This is a genomic window from Pseudaquidulcibacter saccharophilus (genome assembly GCF_019455445.1).
GTDB lineage: Bacteria > Pseudomonadota > Alphaproteobacteria > Caulobacterales > Aquidulcibacteraceae > Pseudaquidulcibacter > Pseudaquidulcibacter saccharophilus.
The window spans coordinates 327,927-350,343 of record NZ_JAHWUS010000003.1 but is presented as its reverse complement, the minus strand read 5'-3'; the positions used below and the strand labels follow the sequence as shown (position 1 = coordinate 350,343).

Here is a 22,417-nt window from a genome sequence, read left to right as displayed (position 1 = left end):
ACCACTCCTATATTAATCGAGCGATTTAGTTGGATTAGGTGCAATCTCATCATTTTGCAGATTAAGAATTGCATCATTCATTCGCAGCACAGAAGCCGAAATATCGTCCTTATGTGCCATCAGAATTTCTGGGATTACAGCGATAACAATATCGTCAACAAGAATACGTTCATCAGTACCAAAATGGCGAACCCGCCAAACACCTGAATAAGAGGTTTCCCAAACGTCACTATTGCCGGCAACCTCAACTTTTGCATTCACTTCGCCGCGTCCCAAATGTTTATCAAGGTCTTCAATATCTTCCCTTGTCATTGGAAGCCCACGAAGACTTATAATTTCTTGTGCAAACACCGGGCCTTTTTTCAACTTTTCAGATAAATCCTGCAAGTGCACAAGAATTTCAGGCAAAAGCGCAACACTCAAACCAGTTAGTGGGACATCATTTTCATGACATGATGAGGGTGTGTTTGTCATCTACAAGCCTCCTTTCCACCAAATTTTTGACCATTTCGCATGCTTTTGATACCGAAGGCATAACCACCGGTGTTGGATTCATACCCCAATCCAATGATGCAGGTTGAACCGCAATCAAAGCGCGGGTTTTTGGCATTTTTCCGGATAGCCGTGCCGCAAACAATAAGTCACGCATTGCAACCTCATGCACGGTGGTTTTATGTTTGCTTAGATGGTCATCCATATCTTCGCCTTCAAACAAGCGTAGCTCACCTGGTTCAAGTCCCATTTCGGCTGCATCAACCACAATCAAATGCTCCGCATCCTCGATATCAGGAAGGAGGTTGAGGCCAATAGTACCGCCATCAATTAGAATAGAATTATTTTCAATTTCATGGGCATCACGAAGGCTTTCGATGACATGAATTCCAAAGCCATCATCAGACAATAAATTATTGCCAACACCCAAAATTAGAATAGTTTTTTTCAGTTCAGACATTTGCTTTCCCCCTTTCTATCAAGGCGAAATGCAATCTTTTTGTAAACCTTTGCATAGATGGAATCAATAAAAGAACCAATGATTTACGTGCGACATATTAGCCTTCGCTAAATAAATAATATTGTAATTTTATTACATCTAGAGTAGTGATAATTACAAAAGTCTTTGAAAGATTTATCTATTTTTATAAATATCATTAGCAAAATATTTTTTATGTCTAACTGCAAAATTTTGGTGATGAAGGGGTCTTAAAATGTGCCTTGGTATTCCTATGAAAATCACAAAAATAAATGGACTGCTAGCTGAATGTGAAGCACGTGGAATCACACGTCAGGCCAATATTTTTTTGCTAGAACATGAAGTTCTAAAGCCGGGTGATTTCATCATGATTCACAATGGAAACGCCATGCAAAAAATGACAGAAGACGAAGCTATACAAGCATGGGAAACTTATGATGAGATTCTTGAGCTGGAAAAGACTGCCCATCTCCACGAGAAATTAAGATAATTTTTCAGACATTTTAATTGCATTCGCAAAATCTTGGGGTGCAATTGATAAAAGACCCAAGTCTTTTACATTCTCAAAAAAACTTTGAATATTGGTTTCAATCTCTTCTAATTTTGTACCGCGCAAAGATGCTTCTAAATCCATTATCACTCGTGGCGGAGTAATGAAAAAATCGCCCGTGAAAACTACCTCACGGATACGCTCATTTTGCGGACCTTCTTTGCGCAAAAACACCTTTACCACACCGCCCTTGGTTTTATTAAGGCCACAATAAACGCCGTCGTCACGTCCTAAATCATTTAATTCATACACAAATTCATCAGTGCCAATTTCATCATTATAGCAATCAAGCGCTAGTTTATTTTCAACATGGCTTATTACGTCTTCATAAATTTCAAAGCCCATTTCATCTTGGAATGCGCTAATAAAAGCTGATTTTATATCTGATAATTTTGGAATAAAACCCAATTCTTTTTTTAGACAAGTAACGCGTGATGCCATATCCTTATTATCTTGTTGCGATAATTTATTAACCGGAAGATTTAAAACCCGCGCCATCTTTTGTGGGTCAAGGTCGATTAAAACCGTTCCTTGATACATTAAAATATCATCATCAAAAAATCCGCCTGTGCCAGATATTTTTTTACCGTCAACCTCAATATCGTTACGCGGGCGAAATTTGGCATTTACGCCTAATTTGCAAAGTGCTTTTGCCGCCGCTTCACAAATTTTTTGGGTAATTTCTGCAAGGTTTGGCGTACCAAGCGATTTTTTATCGCAAATCAACGCCCACCCAAGCTGACCTTCATCAAAATATATGGCCCCGCCACCGGTTATGCGCCGTCCAATCTCAACGCCAAATTCATTACATGCAGCAATGTTTACTTCTTGCGAAACATCTTGATGCCGCCCAACTAATGCAACGGGTTTGAAGTGGATAAAGCGCAACGTATTGGGAATAGCGCCAATTTTACGCGCCTCTAACATCGCCGCATCAAGGGCAATATTCTCACGACCTGTGCGTAGCCCACTATCTATAAAGCGTAGTTTATTCATCAAGATAATCGAACTCTTCGCCTTCTATATAAGGATCAGCAGGATTTTCACGGTTTAATTGTTTACGGATTTTACGTAAATCATGCGCTTCTGGCTGGAATGGATAACTTGCGATATCTGATGGCGGGCTATCACCATAAGGACGATCACAAGCGGAAATATCCTCGGCAAATTTTCCAGGGCAGCCAGAGGTACGGAACGCAATTCCTGCATTAATAACCACTTCTAATTCAGCATCAGGCAGACCATAACCAATTACACGCCCCAAATTGTCAAATGACATTTGCTCAACTCTGACATTGTAATAATCAATTAAATAACGTGCCAATTGCACCCTGCGCCATTGGTCACGTGGTGTCGCCGGAAGGTGATCCATTAATGAGCCCTGCTCGGGATAGAAGCAGAACAAATGTGAATGACCGCCCATATCAACAATTTGTTGGATAGTAGAAAGCATTTCAAACTCGGTTTCCCCCATACCAACGATTAGGTGCGCACCAAATTTACCTTTGCCATAAATATCTCGTGCATCTTCCATAATTTCCCAATATTTTGACCATTTATGCGGGCTATCGACACCTTTGCCACGGGTACGGTCAAAAATTTCTGGGGTGGCGGCATCAAAGGCAACAGTGAAAATCTCTGCCCCCAAATCCTTTAGATTTTTTACATCGTCACGACCCATTGTTGTAGGATTTGAAAGGATTGAAATCGGCATAGCATCGGGCGACACGTATTTTGTCCAAGTTTTTAAAACTGCAATAGTGTCAGCATCTGATTTTGGGTGGGTAATCATTGAAATGCACATACGGTGGAAAGGTGAATTTGCGGGGTCTTTGCCAATGGTTTGTGCAATTTGTTCCATGGGAACCGCCGGCCAATCAACACGAATAAAATTGCGATCGGCATAATTTCTTTCGGCCTCACGGTGGCGTGCCAGACCACAATATGCGCAGTTTGCACGACATCCTTCTGGATAAGTCAAAAGGATATTAAGACAGCGTGTACATTCGCAACGGTGCATTTTACCAGGCATAATTCCAAGCGTAATCGCCGCCGCAGTTGAAAGCTGCACATATTCTGGTGATGTCATATTTGGGGTTAGAATATTATTATTAGGCAAATAAACCCCATGTGGTGCAGAACCACTTTTTTTAACCTCGGCACCATTCATTTTTTCTTTTGGGGTCGGGGTTGGTGCGCGCGGGTTCATAATATCAAACTGATTGAAATCCAACTCATTTTTGTCGGTTTCTCTGGTAGGATTATTTTCAGGCTTCAAGCAGGTCATATGTCTCGCCTTTCGCGTCATTATTAAATTTTTCAGACCAATATTCGTCATAGGCAATCCAACCATTACGCAATTGCGCAGGATTTGGGACACCGTCTTTATGAATTGCCAATAGTTTTTCAAAATGGGCACGCGCACGTTTTAATGACGTACCAAATAATTCATGTAATTCTTGTTCGTAATCTTCAGCAGCTTCAATATTTCCATTTAATAGGCTAGCAGCGGTTTCCCCCGCCATGCGCCCTGAAACTACTGCCGCAGGAATCCCTGCGCCACTTATAGGATTAGTAAGACCCGCAGCATCACCAGCAAGGATGATTGTTGCATCACCAGATTTCGCGTAAGGTTTTATCATACCACCAACCGGAATTGCACCGCCTGTTGTATATAGTATCTCACTACCAACACGTCCTTCGGCAATTAAACGCGAGTGTAATTCTTCCAATAATGGTTTTAAAAGATGACGCTTTTCATGCGCGACACCAATTCCAAGATTGGCAGTTTCATTTTTCGGAAACAACCAACCATAACCGCCAATATATTTTGCGGATAAATAGATGTCTGTTGATTTTATTGGGCTTAATAATTGTATTGTAATCTGTCTAGTTTCAAGGGTTTCATTATTGATAAGCCCAACAGATTTTCCAACGAATGAATGCGGCCCATCAGCGCCAATTATCACTTTCGCAATTACTGATGTGCCGTCACTAAATACGGCTTTATTGCCATCAAGTTTGATAAGTTTTTTACCAAAATGAAGCTCTGCCCCGCAGTTTTTTGCAATCTCACAAAGTTCGGCATCAAATTTTTCACGGTCAATAATTCGCCCAGAAAATGGAATTTTTTCATCTGGCAATTCATCTTCTACAAAAGTCACCATTTTATCAATTAATTGCTGTGATTGGTGATATGCCGCCAATGTTTCATTGGTTAACAATGATGGCACAAATTCCGCACATTGCACCGGGTATCCCGCCCGTGACTTTCCGTCAAAGCCAATAGTTTTCAAACCAGCTTTTGCCGCTTCGGCTGCAGCAACAGCACCCGCAGGGCCGAGGCCGATAACCAATACATCACAATTTTGGCATTGCATTGTCATTATGCGGCACATGCCTTTCTGATATTTAAATCACCACCAACCTTGATTGAACAGCATGAATAGGCAAGTTCAAATTCGCGACCAATCATTTTGGCAACACTTACGGCGCCATCCGCCGGGAACGCAATACCATCAACTCCTGCCATTATGGCATAGGCATCGGTAACAAGTTTGTGAACCCCTGGTGGGCGGGCGCAACCAAGCAATAATTTACGTTGCCCCATTTTATCGCGCGCTTTTAAGAAAAATTCACCAACTTCGGTGGTATCGGGAACAGTAAAAGTATTCGGTTTGGCATAAAATGGCATAATAACCACCAAAACCAGCGAATTAACAGGGTAACGCGCCACCATCTCTAAGGCGCTGGCTTCGCCCAATATTTTTCCATAATGCAGACCAATGACAATATGCGGAACAATATCCATTTTTGTGGTGCATAATGCCGCCAAGGTTTGCTCAAAATCATCAACGCTACGGTCTAGATGATAAACCTGATTAATGGTTTCCTGCGCCCCTATTATATCGGTCATTGCAGTATCTACGCCCGCAGCCTCCATACGTTTTGCCGCCTTTTCATCAAGCAACGCAGTATGAATAGCAATTTTCATCTCAGGAAAATCACGTTTTAAACCCTCTATAACTGGATAAAATCTTTCATAATTGATTTCATTCTTTTTATCGGAACCTCCAGATAACAAAAATCCTTGTAGCCCTTGTAACATAACCATATCACGGACTTTTTGATCCAAAATCTCTGGCTTAGTTGCCGGTATCATCGGTTCAAGAATTTTCTTCTGGCAATGATCGCAATTTAGTGCGCACCCCGCAGCAGTAATAGAAAATGCCGGAAATGAATTTTTACCGCATCCGGAAATTTCATCTGATTCATACTCTTTAAATGTTGGGCTTGAGAAGCGAATTTTCGAATATGAACTTGCCCCTCGCGCCTCCATTTTGGCAACCAAAGCAGGGTCAAACTCTGCACGTTCAAACGCTTCAATCTTTTTGAGATTGTCTATCCAGCTCATAAACGCCTCACATTTTTAATATATTTATTAGCGTGTTAAATTATTTTTTTATAATATGCTAAAATATGCATTTTCGCTAAACATTTTATCATTGCAACACAACGCCTATCCTGCAAAATCCCTTATTTTATAGGATAATTCAATAAAGTGCGTCCTAATGTCACCATGATTTTCCTTATCGATTATTGTGTCTAACCATTCAGGATTAACCTCGTCATCATCTATCAAGTCACATGACATTGCGGCAAACATTTCTTTAATTTCAATGGGTAATATTGCAGGGATTTCATAGCCATTTATCTTTGCCCATAATCCTGCCCACCCCCTCGTGACGGTCCATGGATTATAACCACCACCACCAAGAACCACCCGTGCCGGCGCAAGCGAACAAAATCTCTGCACTGCATTCCAGAATGCAACATTGGAAATTTCCATTTTTGATAATGGGTCGCCATTAAGGCAATCAGCGCCAGCCGTAACCACGATCGCTTGTGGCGCAAACTTACACACATTTATATATAGGGCATCCACAATAAGGTTATATTCATCGTCATTTATTCCAGAACTTACTGGTATATTTATTATGTGTCCCTTTATATTACTGTCTAGTTTCCCACTATGTGGCCATCGATTCTCCTCATGAATTGATGAAATAAAAACACGGTCGTCATTTTTAAAATATTCTTCAACGCCGTCACCATGATGGGCATCCAAATCAACATATGCTACCCGTGAAAAACCATTATCAATAAAGGTTTTAATCGCGAATATTGGATCGTTAAAATAGCAAAAACCCGATGCCTTATTACGTTTACCATGGTGTGTCCCACCTGCAGGGTGAAAAGCAATTCCACCATTCATAACAGCATTAGCAGCAGCAACCGAGCCACCAACCGACGCGGCAGCGCGTTCATAAATTCCAGAAAAAATTGGATTTTCAAAATTGCCAATATTATACTTTAGTCGAACATCAGGATCAATAATTATCCCACTAGAGGCTTTTTTAAGGGTTATTACATAATCATAATCATGGATTGCGGCAATTTTTTCCTCACCCAAAGCATTGCACTGCAATATTTTTTCTTTTGGCAACCACCCTAAAACTTGACATAAATCGTAAAACTTAGTTTGCCGTGAGATTGCTAGTGGATGATTAGAAGCCCACTCAGCAGAATAAAAATAGCGATTTGAAACAAAAAAACTATTCATAGCAAGCCTTTTAAAAGCGCAATTTTTGTATGCCAATTCAATTTCATAAGAATATTCTAATAACTACTACAAAATGTCGCATCAAAATTAGGTTTTTCTAAAATGCGCAAGTTATAATTTTATGCTACAAGATTCTTATGCGGTTGGAAAATATTTTTTTCTAATCGCTGAATATTAGAAAAAACACGTCATAAGCAACATTGTTGCAAGGTTGGAATGTTCTAGAGTTTTTATAGCCCGGGTGGTTATGGATTCTCAATTCGTATGAATAAGGGGCATTCAACAAATATCTTGCTCCTTACTGGAGGGAAAAAGTGACAGAAAATATAATCAATCCCAAATCAATGTCTATCATTGTTACTAAAGGAACCTTGGACTGGGGCTACCCTCCGTTCATTTTGGCCACAACTGCGGCTGCAATGGATGTTGAAGTTACAATGTTCTTCACTTTTTATGGTCTTGGACTTTTGAAAAAAGACCTAAATTTGAAAGTATCCACTTTGGGCAATCCTGCAATGGAAATGCCAATGGGTGGCGGTCATATGCAAATGCCAAATCTTCTTGGCGCCCTTCCCGGCATGACCGACCTTACTTCATCAATGATGAAAGACATGATTAAGAAAAAAGGGGTCGCTTCCATCGAAGAATTACGTGAAGCCGCAATTCTTTCTGACGTGCGCATTATCGCCTGCCAAATGACCATGGATCTGTTTGAATACAAACACGAAGATATGATTGACGGCGTCGAATATGGCGGTGCTGCTAGCTACATGGAAACTGCATTAAAGTCTCATATAAATTTGTATATCTAACGAGAAGAAAGGAAATAAAATGGCTGACCAACTTCTTGACGCAAAAGGTCTAAACTGTCCGCTACCAATCCTAAAAACAAAAAAAATGTTGCAAACTCTTGAAGCAGGACAAGTATTAGAAGTTCTGGCAACGGATCCTGGCTCGGTGAAAGATTTCGCGGCATTTTGCCGAACAACCGGAAATGAAATTGTTGAACAATCTGAAGGCGATGGTGTCTTTAAATTCCTGATTAAAAAATCTGCCTAATCATCAATTTATCCCACCTCTCTAATGTAAATTAGGAGAATACAATGAAAAATATAAGTTTAAGAAATGCCTTAATGGCATCTGCTGTCGCATGCCTTGTTTATGGCGCACCTGCTTTTGCGACAGAAGGTTATTTTCAAAATGGCGCGGGCGCAAAATCAAAAGCTGTTGCTGGCGCCGATGTTGCCGCAGCAGATGATGCAATGGGCGCATCATTAAACCCCGCAGGGATTGTTGGTATTGGTGATGAACTTGCACTAAGCGCAACTTTATTCAATCCTGTACGTGGCTTTAAAGGAACAACACAAACAGGCTACCCATCGTTTACACCGGATGGCAAGGTTGAAAGCAGCCTTAATTATTTCCCCGTCCCTGCATTCGGTTATGTACGCCAGATTGATGATATGTCTGCATTTGCAGTTAACATGTACGGCAACGGCGGCATGACAACATCATATAATGATAAGCTTGCACGCACCGTTTACACATCACCTGAAACATCAATGCCGTGTGAAGGTGTTTTCTGCGGCGGCAAAGTTGGTGTTAACCTTACACAATTGTTTGTAAGCGCAACTTATGCACGTAAACTAAACGATAAGGTTACAGTTGGCATTTCACCAATGTTTGCTTATCAAATGTTTAAATCATACGGCCTTGGCATGTTTGACCAAATGGGCGCGATGTATGGTGCAACTCCAGGCTATATGACCAATAATGGATTTGATGATTCTCATGGTTTTGGCGTTAAACTTGGTCTACAAGCAAATTTAACACCTAATCTTGACCTTGGCATTTCTTATCAGCCAAAAATCAACATGTCTCGCTTTAAATCATATTCTGGTTTGTTTGCCGATCGTGGAGATTTTGACATTCCCGATGATTTAAATGTTGGTTTTGCATATAAACTTAATGACAACACCAAATTTTTATTAGCATATCGTCATATCGGCTATTCTGATGTTGGCGCAATTGGTAATTCTACATCTGCGCCTGCATGGTTTGGTATGGCAGGTGGACCAGGATTTGGATGGGATGATGTTGATGTTTACAAACTTGGTGTCATCCATAAATTAAACGATGCAATCACATTACGTGGCGGTATTTCTTCAAACAATAACCCAATTGGTCCTGAAGATGTAACCCTTAACATTCTTGCACCGGGTGTTCAAAAACTTCACCTTGCAGGTGGCTTAAATTACAAAACTAGTGACGCAAATTCATTTGACTTTGGCATTACCTATTCTCCTGAATCCAAAGTTAGAGGTATTGAAGTCACTCCCGCTGGGGCAAACCCTTACCACACCAATGAACTTTATATGCATCAGTTAGAAGTAACTTTTGGCTGGGTACATAAGTTCGGTAAATAACAACCCCTCAGTAGATTATGGGCGCCTTTAAAAGCGCCCATAAAATCTATTTTTATATTAGTTTTTTAGGATATAATTTAATTTTTATATACAATTTCCTGGAGGATAAAATGGCAAGCAAGTTAATGATAATATTGGCAAATACCGATCCACGTAACGGCGAAGAATTGGGCGCACCTTTCTTTCAAGCGACCGTTGCAGCAGCAATGGATTATGAGGTAGAGGTTATTTGCACAGCAACCGCAGGGCGCCTTATGAAAAAAGGTGTTGCCGAAAAACTTTTCGTCAAAGAAGGCTCACCAAAATCTGTTTATGAGTTTATCAAGGACGCTGCTGACGCGGGCGCAAAATTCTATTCTTGTACACCAAACCTTGATTTGTTCGACATGACTGAAGACGATCTTATCCCTGAATGTGAAGGCGTTGTTGGCGGCGCATATGTAATTGAACAAATTATGGAAGAAGACGTCAAAGTTCTTACATATTAAGTCAATTTGGCGGAAATCGCAGTAAAATACATGATTGCGCTTTTCCGTCACATTGTTAATATATTAGCGTTGTTTATAATATTAGAAATTGATATTAATATCATTTTCTGATGCTTTAATAGGAAGAATACAATGACAATTGTACGCGGATGCAATTTACCAGATGATTTATTATATGATGTTCCAAACCATATTTGGTTTCGTGAATTGGGCGATGGCAGAGTGAAACTTGGAATGACTTCTGTTGCAACCGCTCTTGCCGGTGAAATTGTTGCTTTTACGCCTAAAAAAGTTGGAAAAAGCGTTGATGCAGGCAAATCATGCGCAACCATCGAATCTGGAAAATGGGTTGGCCCTGCAAAGTCGCTTGCTGCTGGTGAAGTGGTTGAGGTCAATACGGATTTAATGGCCAAACCAAATACCGCAAACTCTGACCCCTATGATGCTGGCTGGATGGTAATTTTACAACCAGCAAATTGGGATGAAGTAAAAGGTGGCCTTACCAAAGGAACAGATGTTGGCGCGCCATATGAAGAAAAAATGGCTGCCGATGGTTTTGCTGGCTGCGCATAATAATTTTTAAAAGTTCCATCGAGACGCGCCCTTTATTGGGCGCGTTTTTTATTGTTATTACAAAAGCTGCAATCATGTTTTGGCCCATAAATTTCATGCGGGCGTTTTATAAGACCGGTAATACAAGTTTTTGTTGCAATATCCCTAACCGGCACTTCATTCATAATCTTCTCGACAATGGGCAAGTCAAGCATGGCTTCGGCTTTGAATGCACCTTGATATGCAAGGTGCTCTTCATTTAATTCGTAACAATTAGCACCCTCTATATCAATTAAAACTGCATCCATACCACAGTCACGAAATGCGTGATGCCTTTTCAAGAAAAACTCGCCACAGCACATGCCCACATAAGATGAAACATTGGCTTGTTTCATTTTCCCCAAAGTATCAACTAAATGCTCATAATTCATGATGGTAACAACTTCTAAATTACGCTCACGCGCCATTTTATAGGCGTCCCCTACTTCACACTTGCCACATTCGATACAGTCAATTGTATGACGCCATTTGCACCAGTTAGGTTTGGCACAATAGGGTACCAACATCACACTAGCAGTCTCAAGGATTGAGTTTGCATCAATATTTTCACCAGCAAGCATTATTGAAGTAGCTTCATCATTATTTAGCTGGAATAAATTTTTTATTTCCCATTTGGCAAGCGCACGCTTAATTAGCATCTCTATATCGCCACGATTAAAACCAACAAACTCAATTTGATTTATGTTGAAAAAATCTTTGGCAATTTTTGGCAATTCTGTAATCGAATGCCCAGATGCGATTTTACATAGATTTTTCAATGCATCATCAGGTGTAAAATGCCCGTCTGTCGCAAATTTAATGGCTCTAACATTATCACTTTCATAGGCAATATTAAGGCGAAGGGTTGCGCCCTTATTCTTATCTTTGGTTTCATATGAGTTTTCACCCATACGCCAACTACCAAAATCATCAGGCATTGTTAATGGGATGCTTGGCGCCTCTGCCAGAGAAAAATGCGTGCCAATGATTTGAGAAACTATCGCTTTTATCTCATTATCGCTAATGTCACGCCCCAATTCATTGTTTAGCGAGGTCATGCGTCCACTTGCGGTTTCAAGGCCTGTAACAGTTAGCTTTTCAGTAGGCACTAATAGTGCTTGCATAGTGGTTTTCATATCCAGATTTTTAATTATTGAAACAAAGACATAAAAACTATTGCCAATCAATTTCCCAAAGACCGATGCAATCTTTTGGCTTTTGCTATTTTCAAGATCATTTGGTGCTTTAAAATGGCTTTTAACGCCAATATTTTCTAATGCTTTAGCAACCAAATTTGCACTATTTTCCAGCGCAGAAGTAAAATTAAACCCAAGATTTTCAATGTTAGTTATTAGACTAAAGCAAAAATGATTATCATCTAAATAAATTGCCCCGCCACAGCTTGGGCGGCGCAAAGTTGCAATTTCGTGCCGTTCACAATAGCTTTCGCGAACCTCTGGTTCAAAGGCTTGATTAACGCCAACCAAAACAGTCGGCAAAAAATTTTGAAACCGTAAATATGTTGCATCTGGATTTTTTATATGTGCATGCAACGCAGCATAATCTAAATCAACATTATGACGCGCAACCTCATAGGCATTAAATTTTTGATTTATCAAGATTGAGGTTTTGGGCATTTTGCATCGCCTTTATATAAGCACATCATAATATAAAATACCGACCATACAAGATGCAATCACCGCTTAATGGTGCGACAAAAACTATTGCCCAAAATCTTATCATCAAGTGGTAATTGCTTTTTAGTAAAAATGATATCTATTTATTGGAAAACTATGAGGTCGAAGTGGAAGTTAGAATTGGCAAAATAAAACCGCTTGGCGCAAGCCTTACCAAAGATGGTGTTAACTTTGCCATATATGCGCCCAATGCAACCAATATTGAAATTTTTCTATTTGATAATACTGGTAAGAAGTTAGTCCAAAGTTTTGAACTTTTTAAAGAAAATGATTTTTTTCATGGGGAAATAATCGACGCCAATTCAAATCATACATATGGCATCAAGGCGAAGGGCGAATATGCCCCGCATGAAGGCAATCGCTTTGACAACAGTAAATTATTGCTTGACCCATATTCACTAGAAATCACTGCCCCGATAAATCTATATGATGAAATGATGGTATTTGGCGCGGATACAACAGATTTAATCCCAAAAACCCGCATCATATCACCACAAGAATTTCCCCATAATATATTCAAAGTTTCAGACGAACATCGGATAATTTACGAATTAAACGTCAAAGGATTTTCTGCATTAAATAAAAAGCTGCCGCCTGAAATTCGCGGCACTTTTGCAGGTCTTGCCGCCAAAGAATCGATTGAATATTTAAAATCACTAGGCATAAACTCTGTTGAGCTAATGCCCACTGCCGCTTGGATTGATGAAAGGCATCTTAAAAAACTTGGGCTTAAAAACTATTGGGGTTATAACCCAATTTGTTATATGGCACCCGATCCCAAAATCGCACCAGGTGGCTGGCAAGAAGTTCGTGATGCGGTAATCGCGCTTAATAAAGCCGGCATAGAAGTCATTTTAGATGTGGTTTATAATCATTCTGGTGAAAGCGATGAATATGGCCCAACAATTTCAATGCGGGGAATTGATAACCCAAATTATTACCGCCTTGAACATGATAAAGCAAAATATATAAATGATGCCGGAACTGGCAATGTTTTAAATGCTGAAAATTACGCCGTACAAAACCTTATTATTGATAGCCTACGGGCATGGGTGAAATATGGCGGAATATCGGGTTTTAGGTTTGATTTGGCCCCCACCATGCTACGAGATTGGCAAGGGGTTAATTTCAATTCCCAGATTTTGCATATAATCGCCAACGACGTAATATTATCCCAATGCACAATGATTGCTGAGCCGTGGGACATTGGATATGGCGGCTATCAATTGGGCAATTTTCCACAAATATGGAGCGAATGGAACGATAAATACCGTGATACAATGCGTGATTTTTGGCATAATAACGCCATATCACTGGGCAATTTTGCACATTATATTTGCGGTTCACAAAATATTTTTCACAACAAGCAAAAAACCAGAAGCATTAATTTCATAACCGCACACGATGGTTTCACGTTACGCGACCTAGTATCATTTGAGCATAAAAATAATTATGCCAACGGTGAAAACAACAGAGATGGACATAATCATAATATCTCATGTAATCACGGCGTTGAAGGTAAAACCCAAGACGATAATATAAATAAGATAAGGCTAAGACATCAAAAAAACCTACTTTTAAGCCTATTCATATCGCGCGGCACGCCAATGATTTATATGGGTTCAGAATTTGGCAAATCGCAAAATGGTAATAACAACGCCTATTGCCAAGATAATGAAATCTCGTGGCTTGACTGGGATGATTTTAACCATGAATTATTTGAATTCGCCCAGAGACTGATTAAAATTCGCAAATCTTTTACGCCAATAAATGACCAAGAGTTTTTACGCGGGCAAACACAAGACGGGCTTTATCCTGATATTGCGTGGCAAAATTCAAACGGCGACGCACCCTCCCCCCACGATTGGGACGATCCTAATGGTAAATTTATTGCCGCAACCTTGTATAAAAATGAACAGCGGGTTTTCATTGCCTTTAATCGCGGCGATGAGCGCGAATTTACGTTACCAATTCCACGCGATGGCTTTGATTGGGAAATTGCGGCATCAACTATTGAAAACCAACCAGCGATAAGTGATGAAAGAATATTAATTGGTGAATTTTCATCCCTAATCCTAACCGAGGTCAAAAGTGATAAAAAACATACCGTAAGCGATGAAACGCTTGATATAATTTGCGACCAATTAGGAATCGCAAAATCATGGTGGGATATTTCAGGACAAGAAACCCCTGCTCCAAAGATAAGTAAAATTAAAATACTTGCCGCACTTGGAATGGATTGCGCAACCGAATATGCGGCACGAAAATCATTACGTGATTATGTCGATAAATTTATCCTTAGGACCTTGCCATTTTATGCGTCATTTTCGGGTGACGAAACGCAAGAAATTGAAATCTATTTGAATTCTGCAACCCCGATTATATTTGAATTAAAAGACGAAAATAACAATCTTTTAAAATTTGAATACGATGGCGATTATAGTGATAAAATCTTACCAGATGGCAGAAATACAAAATATGCAAAAATTAAACTGCCGCATCTGCCAATTGGTCGTTATGAATTATGGCAAAAAAACAATACAGATATAAGCTGTCTTATAACCGTTGCGCCGAATGAATGTTATCTCCCTGATACCGAAACCATAAATGGCATAAGTGCCCAGATATATTCATTAAAACGCAATCAAACTAGCAGTTTTGGTGATTTTGAAACCTTGAAAGAGGCATTAAAAACAATTGGTACAAATGGCTTTCAAATCCTTGCCATTAATCCGCTGCATGTATTATTCTTAAATGATCGCGACAAGAAAAGCCCATATTATCCATCAGATAGAAGGTTTCTTGAACCACTTTATATCTCAACAAATCATGAAATTACAACCCAAGGCGAATATATTGATTATCATAATATTTGGGCAGAAAAATTAAAATCTTTGGAAATTGATTTTGAACAATTTTCACCAAGCTCAGATTATGAAAAATTCTGCTTAACGCAAGGCAAGGCCTTGGATGATTACGCAATTTTTGAGGTATTATCTGAAAAATTTGCGCCATGCCCTTGGCATGAATGGGAGGCAAAATACAAAACCCGTGATGCAAAGGCCATAAAACAATTTGCAAAGCAAAATCAAAAACGGATTAATTTCTTTAAGTATTTACAATATCGCTGCGACAAAGAATTAAATGAAGCAGCACAAAATGGTGCCAAAATTGCCCGTGATTTGGCGATTGGCTCGGCACCAATGGGATGCGAAAACTGGTGTGAGCAGAAATTAACTGCACAAGGCGTTTCAATTGGCGCCCCTCCTGACCCACTTGGCCCACAAGGTCAGGTTTGGGGATTACCACCTAAAAACCCATTGGCAATGATTGAAGATGGTTTTAGAAATATTGCGGCACTATTCCGCATAAATATGAAATATGCTGGCGCATTAAGGATTGATCATGCATTGGGTCTTAATCGCCAATTTTGGGTTCCAAGCGGTATGAACGGCACCGAAGGAACCTATATCAATTTCCCCTTCAACCATTTAATGAATGAGTTGAAACTTGAAAGCCAACGTGCAAAATGCATCGTAATTGCCGAAGATTTGGGAACAGTTCCAAACGGTTTCCGCGAAACAATGGAACAGGTCAAGGCCCTTTCATACAAAGTAATTCCGTTTGAACAAAATTATGACGGCTTTAAACCGCCTTCGGATTACCCGCGCCTTTCACTTGCCTGTGCCGCAACCCATGATTTACCACCAATAAAAGGATGGTGGGGTATGACAGATTTAAAAGAACGTTTCACTCTTAATCTTTATAATAAGGATGACTTTGCGTCTGCAATAGCCATTCGAGAAAATGAAAAAACCGCCCTTATAACAGCCCTAATCAAAGAAAAACTATTGCCAGAAGATTTTGAAACCAATGAAATGAACATGGATTTGGCGGCGGCAATTCACGCATTTCTTGCAAAAACCAATGCCATATTAAAAATCATCCAAATCGAGGATTTAGCCGGAGAGATAATACCAATTAATCTTCCCGGAACCGATAGCGAAAGAAAGAATTGGCAAAAATATATCAAACCGACACTAAACGAAATATTTTCAGATAGAAATAAGTGGTCAAAAATAATATTGTCCACAATGTCATAAGCAAACTGCACTAAAAATAGGAAAATGCTGATATTAGCCTAAAATAAAGGCAAAACTATATTGCAGGTGGGGCAAATGTTTGGCACTATTTCTCATAATAATATAAATGGAATAAATCATGGCTGCACCAAACCCTCCCGCCTTAGACAATCCTGAGGTTCTTGCTGAAAAGATTGTTGATGCACTAATTTACCGCATTGGTAAGGATCAAAAAACTGCACGTCCGCATGATTGGCTGGCGGCAACTGTACTTGCAATTCGCGACCGCATCATCGACAAATGGTTTGCATCAACCCGTGCAGCACACAAGGCCGGCGCAAAAAGGGTTTATTATCTGTCTTTGGAATTTTTGATTGGTCGCCTTTTGCGTGACGCTTTCTCAAACATGGGTGTTATGGAAGAGGTTCGTAGCGCCCTTCAAACCCTTGAAGTTGATTTAGAGATTATCCGCGAACAAGAGCCAGATGCCGCTCTTGGCAACGGTGGTCTTGGTCGTTTGGCGGCTTGCTTTATGGAAAGTTTAGCATCGCTTGAAATCCCAGCTTATGGTTATGGTATTCGTTATTTAAACGGCATGTTCCGCCAAAGAATTGATGATGGTTGGCAGGTAGAATTACCGGAAAACTGGCTTGACCACGGCAACCCATGGGAATTTGAACGCCGTGAAAGTTCATATAAAGTTGGTTTTGGTGGTGAAGCGGCCGCCGATGAAACCGGTATGATTAAATGGGTTCCGGCCGAACAAGTTATTGCCACCGCATTCGATACACCAGTTGTTGGCTGGCGCGGAAAACGCGTTAACACCCTAAGACTTTGGAGCGCATATCCAATCGACCCTATTCGCCTTGATGCCTTTAATGCCGGCGACCACATTGGCGCATTGGTGGCAAAAAACCGCTCAGAAGCCTTGATAAGGGTTTTATATCCAGCCGATTCATCACCCGCTGGGCAAGAATTGCGCCTACGCCAAGAATATTTCTTTTCTTCGGCTTCTATTCAAGACATTGTGCGCCGCCATATTCAATATTTTGGTGACATTAAAACCCTTCCAGATAAGGCAGCAATTCAATTAAATGACACTCACCCGGCGATTTCAGTTGCCGAATTGATGCGGCTTTTAATTGATATTCACAACCTTCCATTTGCCGAAGCATGGGATATTACCGTCAAAACCTTTGGCTATACCAATCACACATTATTGCCAGAGGCGCTTGAATCTTGGTCATTGCCATTATTTGAACGTCTATTGCCGCGCCATATGCAGATTATTTACGCGATTAACGCCAAAATCCTGCGTGAGGCACGTGCCAAGAATGACAGTGATGAATTTATCCGTTCAATTTCACTAATTGACGAAAATGGTGAGCGCAGGGTTCGTATGGCAAACCTTGCTTTTGTTGGGTCTCACTCAATCAATGGCGTTGCCGCACTTCATACTGATTTGATGAAAGAAACCGTTTTCCACGGCCTACATCAACTATATCCAAACCGTATCAACAATAAAACAAATGGCATTACCCAAAGGCGCTGGCTATTCCAATCGAACCCTGATTTGGTTAACCTTGCCAAAGAAGCAATTGGCGATGGTTTTATGGATGATTTTTCAAAAATCGCTGAGCTTGGGAAATTTGCCAAAGATAAGGCGTTTCAGGAGAAATTCTCTGCGGTTAAACTGAAGAATAAAATCCGCCTTGCCGAGCATTTGCGTAGAACAATGGGCGTAAAGCTTGACCCGCATTCGCTTTTTGATGTGCAGATTAAACGGATTCACGAATACAAACGCCAATTGCTTAATTTGCTTGAGACCATTGCGCTTTATGACCAAATCCGTTCGCACCCTGAAAAAAATTGGGTTCCACAGGTTAAGATTTTTGCAGGTAAGGCCGCATCATCGTACACACGCGCAAAGCAAATCATCAAACTTACTAATGACGTTGCGCGCCGCGTGAATTTTGACCCCGTGGTCGGTGATTTGTTAAAAGTTGTCTTTGTTCCAAATTACAATGTATCGCAGGCTGAAATTATTATTCCTGCTGCCGATTTATCAGAGCAAATCTCGACAGCTGGTATGGAGGCATCAGGAACCGGCAATATGAAACTTGCTATGAATGGTGCATTGACCATCGGCACTTTGGACGGTGCGAATGTTGAGATTAAAGACAATGTCGGGGACGATAATATTTTTATTTTCGGCAAGACCGCATCAGAAGTGCTTGAACTACGCCAAAACGGGTATAATCCACGCGAATTAATCGAAAATTCAGCCGAACTTACCCAGGCACTTAATTCAGTGGCCAGTGGCGTGTTTGCACATGATGACCCGAACCGTTATAGTGACCTTGTTCATGATTTATATAATAGTGATTATTTCATGCTTGCGGCGGATTTTGATGATTATTGCGACACCCAAAGAAAAGTTGATAATCAATGGCTTGACAAAAGCGCATGGACTGAAAAAGCAATTATCAATAGCGCTAATATGTCGTGGTTCTCATCCGACCGCACCATTTCTGAATATGCCAAGGACATCTGGAGAGTAATTTGACCCTAAACACCAATGAAATTGAAGCGATTGTCAATGGAAAACACGATAATCCGTTTTCAGTTTTAGGGGTTCAAAAAGAAGAAAACGCTTACATTGCACGCACCTTCATAATGGGTGCGGAGCAAGTAACCGCTTTTGACGCAAAAGGCATTGAATTGGGTGATCTAAAACCGATTCATCCAGAAGGGCTTTTTGAGGGAAAGATAAAAGTTAAAGGACCACAACCAATAACCTATCGCGCACGTGCTTTGGGTACAGAATGGCTTGTGACAGACCCTTATACATTTGCACCAGTTCTTGGTCCGATTGACGATTATCTAATTGCCGAAGGCTCGCATAAACGGCTCTTTGATGTCATGGGCGCACAGGCAATCCACCACCAAGGTGTTGATGGCGTCAATTTTGCGGTCTGGGCACCCAATGCCGCAATTGTTGCAATTGTAGGCGATTTTAACGATTGGGATGCGCGGAAACATGTAATGCGTTATCGCCTTGATATTGGGGTTTGGGAAATCTTTATTCCCCATATCGGGCTTGGGCGCGCCTATAAATTTTCAATTCATGACAAAGCCGGTAATCAATTACCTTTAAAAGCAGATCCGTTTGCATTTGCATCCGAATTACGTCCATCAACCGCATCTTTGACCACGTCAAAACCAGAATTTGTATGGAATGATGATTGGCATAGAAATCATTGGCGTAACTCTAACCCTAGTGAGTTGCCAATATCAATTTATGAGGTTCAAGCAGGTTCATGGCGCAAGGGATGGCAGGGGGAATTTTTAAATTGGGATGAACTATCCGAAACCCTATTGCCTTATGTAATTGAAATGGGCTTTACCCATATCGAGTTTTTACCGATTTCTGAATACCCACTTGATGAATCTTGGGGATATCAAACTACGGGGCTTTATTCGCCCTCCGCGCGCTTTGGCACAAAAGAAGCCTTGGCAAGATTTATTGATAAAGCCCACCAGAGTGGAATTGGCGTTATTATTGATTGGGTTCCTGCCCACTTCCCATCTGATAATCATGGCCTTTCAAATTTTGATGGCACCGCGCTTTACGAGCATGCTGACCCACGCCTTGGTTTTCATCCAGATTGGACAACCTTTATTTATAATTTCGGTCGGCGTGAGGTGGTTTCATATCTTGTAAATAACGCCCTATTTTGGGCAGAAAAATACCATGTCGATGGTTTACGTGTCGATGCCGTTGCCTCCATGCTTTATCGTGATTATTCACGCAAAGCCGGTGAATGGCTGCCAAATTCAGAAGGCGGTCGCGAGAATTGGGAAGCCGTTGAATTTTTAAAACGCACCAACGGCGAATTAAGAAATCTTGGTCTCAATACCCTTACGATTGCCGAAGAATCAACTTCTTGGGCTGGTGTAACCCATAATGAAGGCCGCACCGGTCTTGGCTTTGGCTTTAAATGGAATATGGGTTTCATGAATGATACTTTGCGCTATATGGCGCGCGACCCAATTCATAGGCAATATCACCATAATGAAATAACGTTTGGTTTGATGTATGCCTTTTCGGAAAACTTTGTTTTACCTTTAAGCCATGATGAAGTTGTACATGGCAAGGGCAGCCTTTTAAACAAAATGGCGGGTTCATGGGAACAAAAATTCCAAACCTTACGTGCATATTATGCCTTTATGTGGGGCTATCCTGGTAAAAAGCTTTTATTCATGGGGCAAGAGTTTGCCCAAGTTAGGGAATGGAGTGAGGCACGCGCACTCGATTGGGATTTGCTTCAATATGAAAGCCATAAGGGAATTCAAACATTTGTAAGGGATTTGAACAATCTTTATAAATCCCGCCCTGCCCTGCACAGTCGTGATTGTCGTCCCGATGGGTTTGAATGGCTGGTGGTTGATGACAATAAGAATTCTGTCTTTGCATGGCTACGTTTTGCCGAAAATCAAAATCCAATTGCGGTAATTTGTAACTTTTCTGGTCAGACGCTTCATAATTATGCCATCCACCTACCCTATGGTGGTGAATGGCAAGAAATTCTAAATTCTGATTCCAAAATTTATAATGGTTATGGCAGTGGCAATATGGGTAAAATCCAAGTTGTTAATAATCAGGCGGAAATAACGATTCCGGCACTTTCTACAATATATATCGAATATAGCGGGGGATAATATGGACGTATCAACAATCAGACCTTTAGCACGTGATACAATGGCATATGTTCTTGCAGGGGGAAAAGGTTCGCGCCTTCACGAACTTACTAATGTTCGTGCCAAACCTGCGGTATATTTTGGCGGCAAGTCACGAATTATTGATTTTGCCCTTTCTAACGCCCTTAATTCAGGTATTCGCCGCATTGGTGTTGCAACCCAATATAAGGCCCACTCATTAATCCGCCACCTGCAAAATGGTTGGAACTTCTTCCGCCCAGAACGTAACGAGAGTTTTGATATATTGCCGGCTTCACAAAGGGTTTCCGACACACAATGGTACGATGGGACCGCCGATGCAGTTTATCAAAATATCGATATCATCGAAGATCATAATCCCGAATACATGCTCATCCTTGCTGGGGATCACATTTATAAAATGGATTATGAATTAATGTTGCAACAACACGCCAAAGAAGGCGCAGATGTTACAATTGCATGTATGGAAGTTCCCATAAAAGAAGCGCATGCCTTTGGCGTTATGAAAGTTGATAAAAAGGATATTATTACCGACTTTGTTGAAAAACCTAAAAACCCGCCACCAATGCCAGGTAATCCAGATAAAGCGTTGGTATCAATGGGGATTTATGTTTTTAAAACTAAATTCTTAATCGAGCAGTTAAAACGTGATGCCGCCGACAAAAATTCGAGCCGCGATTTCGGCAAGGATATCATACCCTATATTGTAAAAAATGGTAAAGCGATTGCCCACCCATTTGAAAAATCATGCGTTCGTAATGTGGCGATGGATTATGCCTATTGGCGTGATGTTGGTACAATTGATGCATTTTGGGAAGCCAATCTCGACTTAACCCATACTCAACCGCAACTCGATTTATATGATCGCACTTGGCCAATCTGGACCTATTCAGAAATCACACCACCGGCTAAATTCGTCCACAATATGGAAGGACGCCGCGGTGAGGCTATTTCATCACTCGTTTCTGGTGGCTGTATCATTTCTGGCGCACATGTTCATCAAAGTTTGCTATTTACCAATGTCAGAATACATTCCTATTCACGCATACATAGCACGGTGGTTTTGCCATATTGCAATATTGGCAATGATGTCCGCCTTACTAATGTTGTTGTTGACAGGGGGGTAAATATCCCTAATGGACTTGTTGTTGGTGAAGACCCAGAACTTGACAAAAAACGTTTCAGACGCACCGAAAACGGTGTTTGTTTGATTACCAAAGACATGATTGATAAATTAGATTTGACCTAAA

18 protein-coding genes are annotated in these 22,417 nt (G+C 40.7%); 10 read left to right on the top strand and 8 right to left on the bottom strand.

What is annotated here, in order from left to right:
* Window positions 1-12 precede the first annotated feature (12 nt).
* Complete coding sequence (locus KXV15_RS10185; RefSeq protein WP_240008079.1) at window positions 13-474, bottom strand: hydrogenase expression/formation protein; 462 nt, start codon at window positions 472-474, stop codon at window positions 13-15.
* Window positions 446-952, bottom strand: coding sequence for a HyaD/HybD family hydrogenase maturation endopeptidase (locus KXV15_RS10180; protein ID WP_240008078.1), 507 nt, complete (start codon window positions 950-952; stop codon window positions 446-448). The genes KXV15_RS10185 and KXV15_RS10180 overlap by 29 nt, the downstream gene beginning before the upstream one ends.
* A gap of 253 nt (window positions 953-1,205) precedes the next feature.
* Between KXV15_RS10180 and KXV15_RS10175 the strand changes: the two genes are divergently transcribed.
* The gene (locus KXV15_RS10175) at window positions 1,206-1,460 is read left to right on the top strand and encodes a HypC/HybG/HupF family hydrogenase formation chaperone (RefSeq protein ID WP_240008077.1); all 255 of its coding nucleotides are present in this window, start codon (window positions 1,206-1,208) and stop codon (window positions 1,458-1,460) included.
* Here KXV15_RS10175 and KXV15_RS10170 read toward each other — a convergent pair.
* From KXV15_RS10170 to KXV15_RS10150, 5 genes are all read right to left on the bottom strand, one after another.
* A complete protein-coding gene (locus KXV15_RS10170) occupies window positions 1,452-2,516 on the bottom strand; it encodes a lipoate--protein ligase family protein (RefSeq protein ID WP_240008076.1) in 1,065 nt (354 codons plus the stop codon). The genes KXV15_RS10175 and KXV15_RS10170 overlap by 9 nt on opposite strands.
* Window positions 2,509-3,807 carry a radical SAM protein gene (locus tag KXV15_RS10165; RefSeq protein ID WP_240008075.1) on the bottom strand — a complete coding sequence of 433 codons (1,299 nt, stop codon included), beginning with the start codon at window positions 3,805-3,807 and terminating at the stop codon, window positions 2,509-2,511. The genes KXV15_RS10170 and KXV15_RS10165 overlap by 8 nt, the downstream gene beginning before the upstream one ends.
* Window positions 3,788-4,900, bottom strand: coding sequence for a geranylgeranyl reductase family protein (locus tag KXV15_RS10160; RefSeq protein ID WP_240008074.1), 1,113 nt, complete (start codon window positions 4,898-4,900; stop codon window positions 3,788-3,790). The genes KXV15_RS10165 and KXV15_RS10160 overlap by 20 nt, the downstream gene beginning before the upstream one ends.
* A gap of 5 nt (window positions 4,901-4,905) precedes the next feature.
* The gene (locus tag KXV15_RS10155) at window positions 4,906-5,934 is read right to left on the bottom strand and encodes a radical SAM protein (protein WP_240008073.1); all 1,029 of its coding nucleotides are present in this window, start codon (window positions 5,932-5,934) and stop codon (window positions 4,906-4,908) included.
* 105 nt (window positions 5,935-6,039) lie between these two features.
* A complete protein-coding gene (locus tag KXV15_RS10150; protein ID WP_240008072.1) occupies window positions 6,040-7,143 on the bottom strand; it encodes an arginase family protein in 1,104 nt (367 codons plus the stop codon).
* Between the two features lie 314 nt (window positions 7,144-7,457).
* Between KXV15_RS10150 and dsrE2 the strand changes: the two genes are divergently transcribed.
* The 5 genes from dsrE2 (at window position 7,458) to KXV15_RS10125 (ending at window position 10,630) form a co-directional block, all read left to right on the top strand.
* A complete protein-coding gene (dsrE2, locus tag KXV15_RS10145; RefSeq protein WP_240008071.1) occupies window positions 7,458-7,955 on the top strand; it encodes a sulfur carrier protein DsrE2 in 498 nt (165 codons plus the stop codon).
* A 19-nt stretch (window positions 7,956-7,974) separates the two neighbouring features.
* Complete coding sequence (locus tag KXV15_RS10140) at window positions 7,975-8,202, top strand: sulfurtransferase TusA family protein (RefSeq protein WP_240008070.1); 228 nt, start codon at window positions 7,975-7,977, stop codon at window positions 8,200-8,202.
* Between the two features lie 44 nt (window positions 8,203-8,246).
* Window positions 8,247-9,569 (top strand): OmpP1/FadL family transporter, encoded by a 1,323-nt coding sequence (locus tag KXV15_RS10135; RefSeq protein ID WP_240008069.1) that lies wholly within the window; start codon window positions 8,247-8,249, stop codon window positions 9,567-9,569.
* A 110-nt stretch (window positions 9,570-9,679) separates the two neighbouring features.
* Window positions 9,680-10,057 (top strand): DsrE family protein, encoded by a 378-nt coding sequence (locus KXV15_RS10130; protein ID WP_240008068.1) that lies wholly within the window; start codon window positions 9,680-9,682, stop codon window positions 10,055-10,057.
* A gap of 132 nt (window positions 10,058-10,189) precedes the next feature.
* Window positions 10,190-10,630 (top strand): biotin/lipoyl attachment domain-containing protein, encoded by a 441-nt coding sequence (locus tag KXV15_RS10125; RefSeq protein WP_240008067.1) that lies wholly within the window; start codon window positions 10,190-10,192, stop codon window positions 10,628-10,630.
* Between the two features lie 32 nt (window positions 10,631-10,662).
* On the opposite strand, the gene KXV15_RS10120 is transcribed toward KXV15_RS10125, so the two are convergent.
* A complete protein-coding gene (locus KXV15_RS10120) occupies window positions 10,663-12,285 on the bottom strand; it encodes a lipoyl protein ligase domain-containing protein (protein ID WP_240008066.1) in 1,623 nt (540 codons plus the stop codon).
* Window positions 12,286-12,401: 116 nt separating this feature from the next.
* Between KXV15_RS10120 and glgX the strand changes: the two genes are divergently transcribed.
* From glgX to glgC, 4 genes are all read left to right on the top strand, one after another.
* Window positions 12,402-16,448 (top strand): glycogen debranching protein GlgX, encoded by a 4,047-nt coding sequence (glgX, locus tag KXV15_RS10115; RefSeq protein WP_240008065.1) that lies wholly within the window; start codon window positions 12,402-12,404, stop codon window positions 16,446-16,448.
* A gap of 118 nt (window positions 16,449-16,566) precedes the next feature.
* Window positions 16,567-18,993 carry a glycogen/starch/alpha-glucan phosphorylase gene (locus KXV15_RS10110; protein ID WP_240008064.1) on the top strand — a complete coding sequence of 809 codons (2,427 nt, stop codon included), beginning with the start codon at window positions 16,567-16,569 and terminating at the stop codon, window positions 18,991-18,993.
* A complete protein-coding gene (glgB, locus tag KXV15_RS10105) occupies window positions 18,990-21,149 on the top strand; it encodes a 1,4-alpha-glucan branching protein GlgB (protein WP_240008063.1) in 2,160 nt (719 codons plus the stop codon). The genes KXV15_RS10110 and glgB overlap by 4 nt, the downstream gene beginning before the upstream one ends.
* Window position 21,150: 1 nt before the next feature.
* Entirely contained in the window at window positions 21,151-22,416 is a 1,266-nt protein-coding gene (gene glgC, locus KXV15_RS10100; protein WP_240008062.1) for a glucose-1-phosphate adenylyltransferase, read from the top strand.
* Window position 22,417 lies beyond the last annotated feature (1 nt).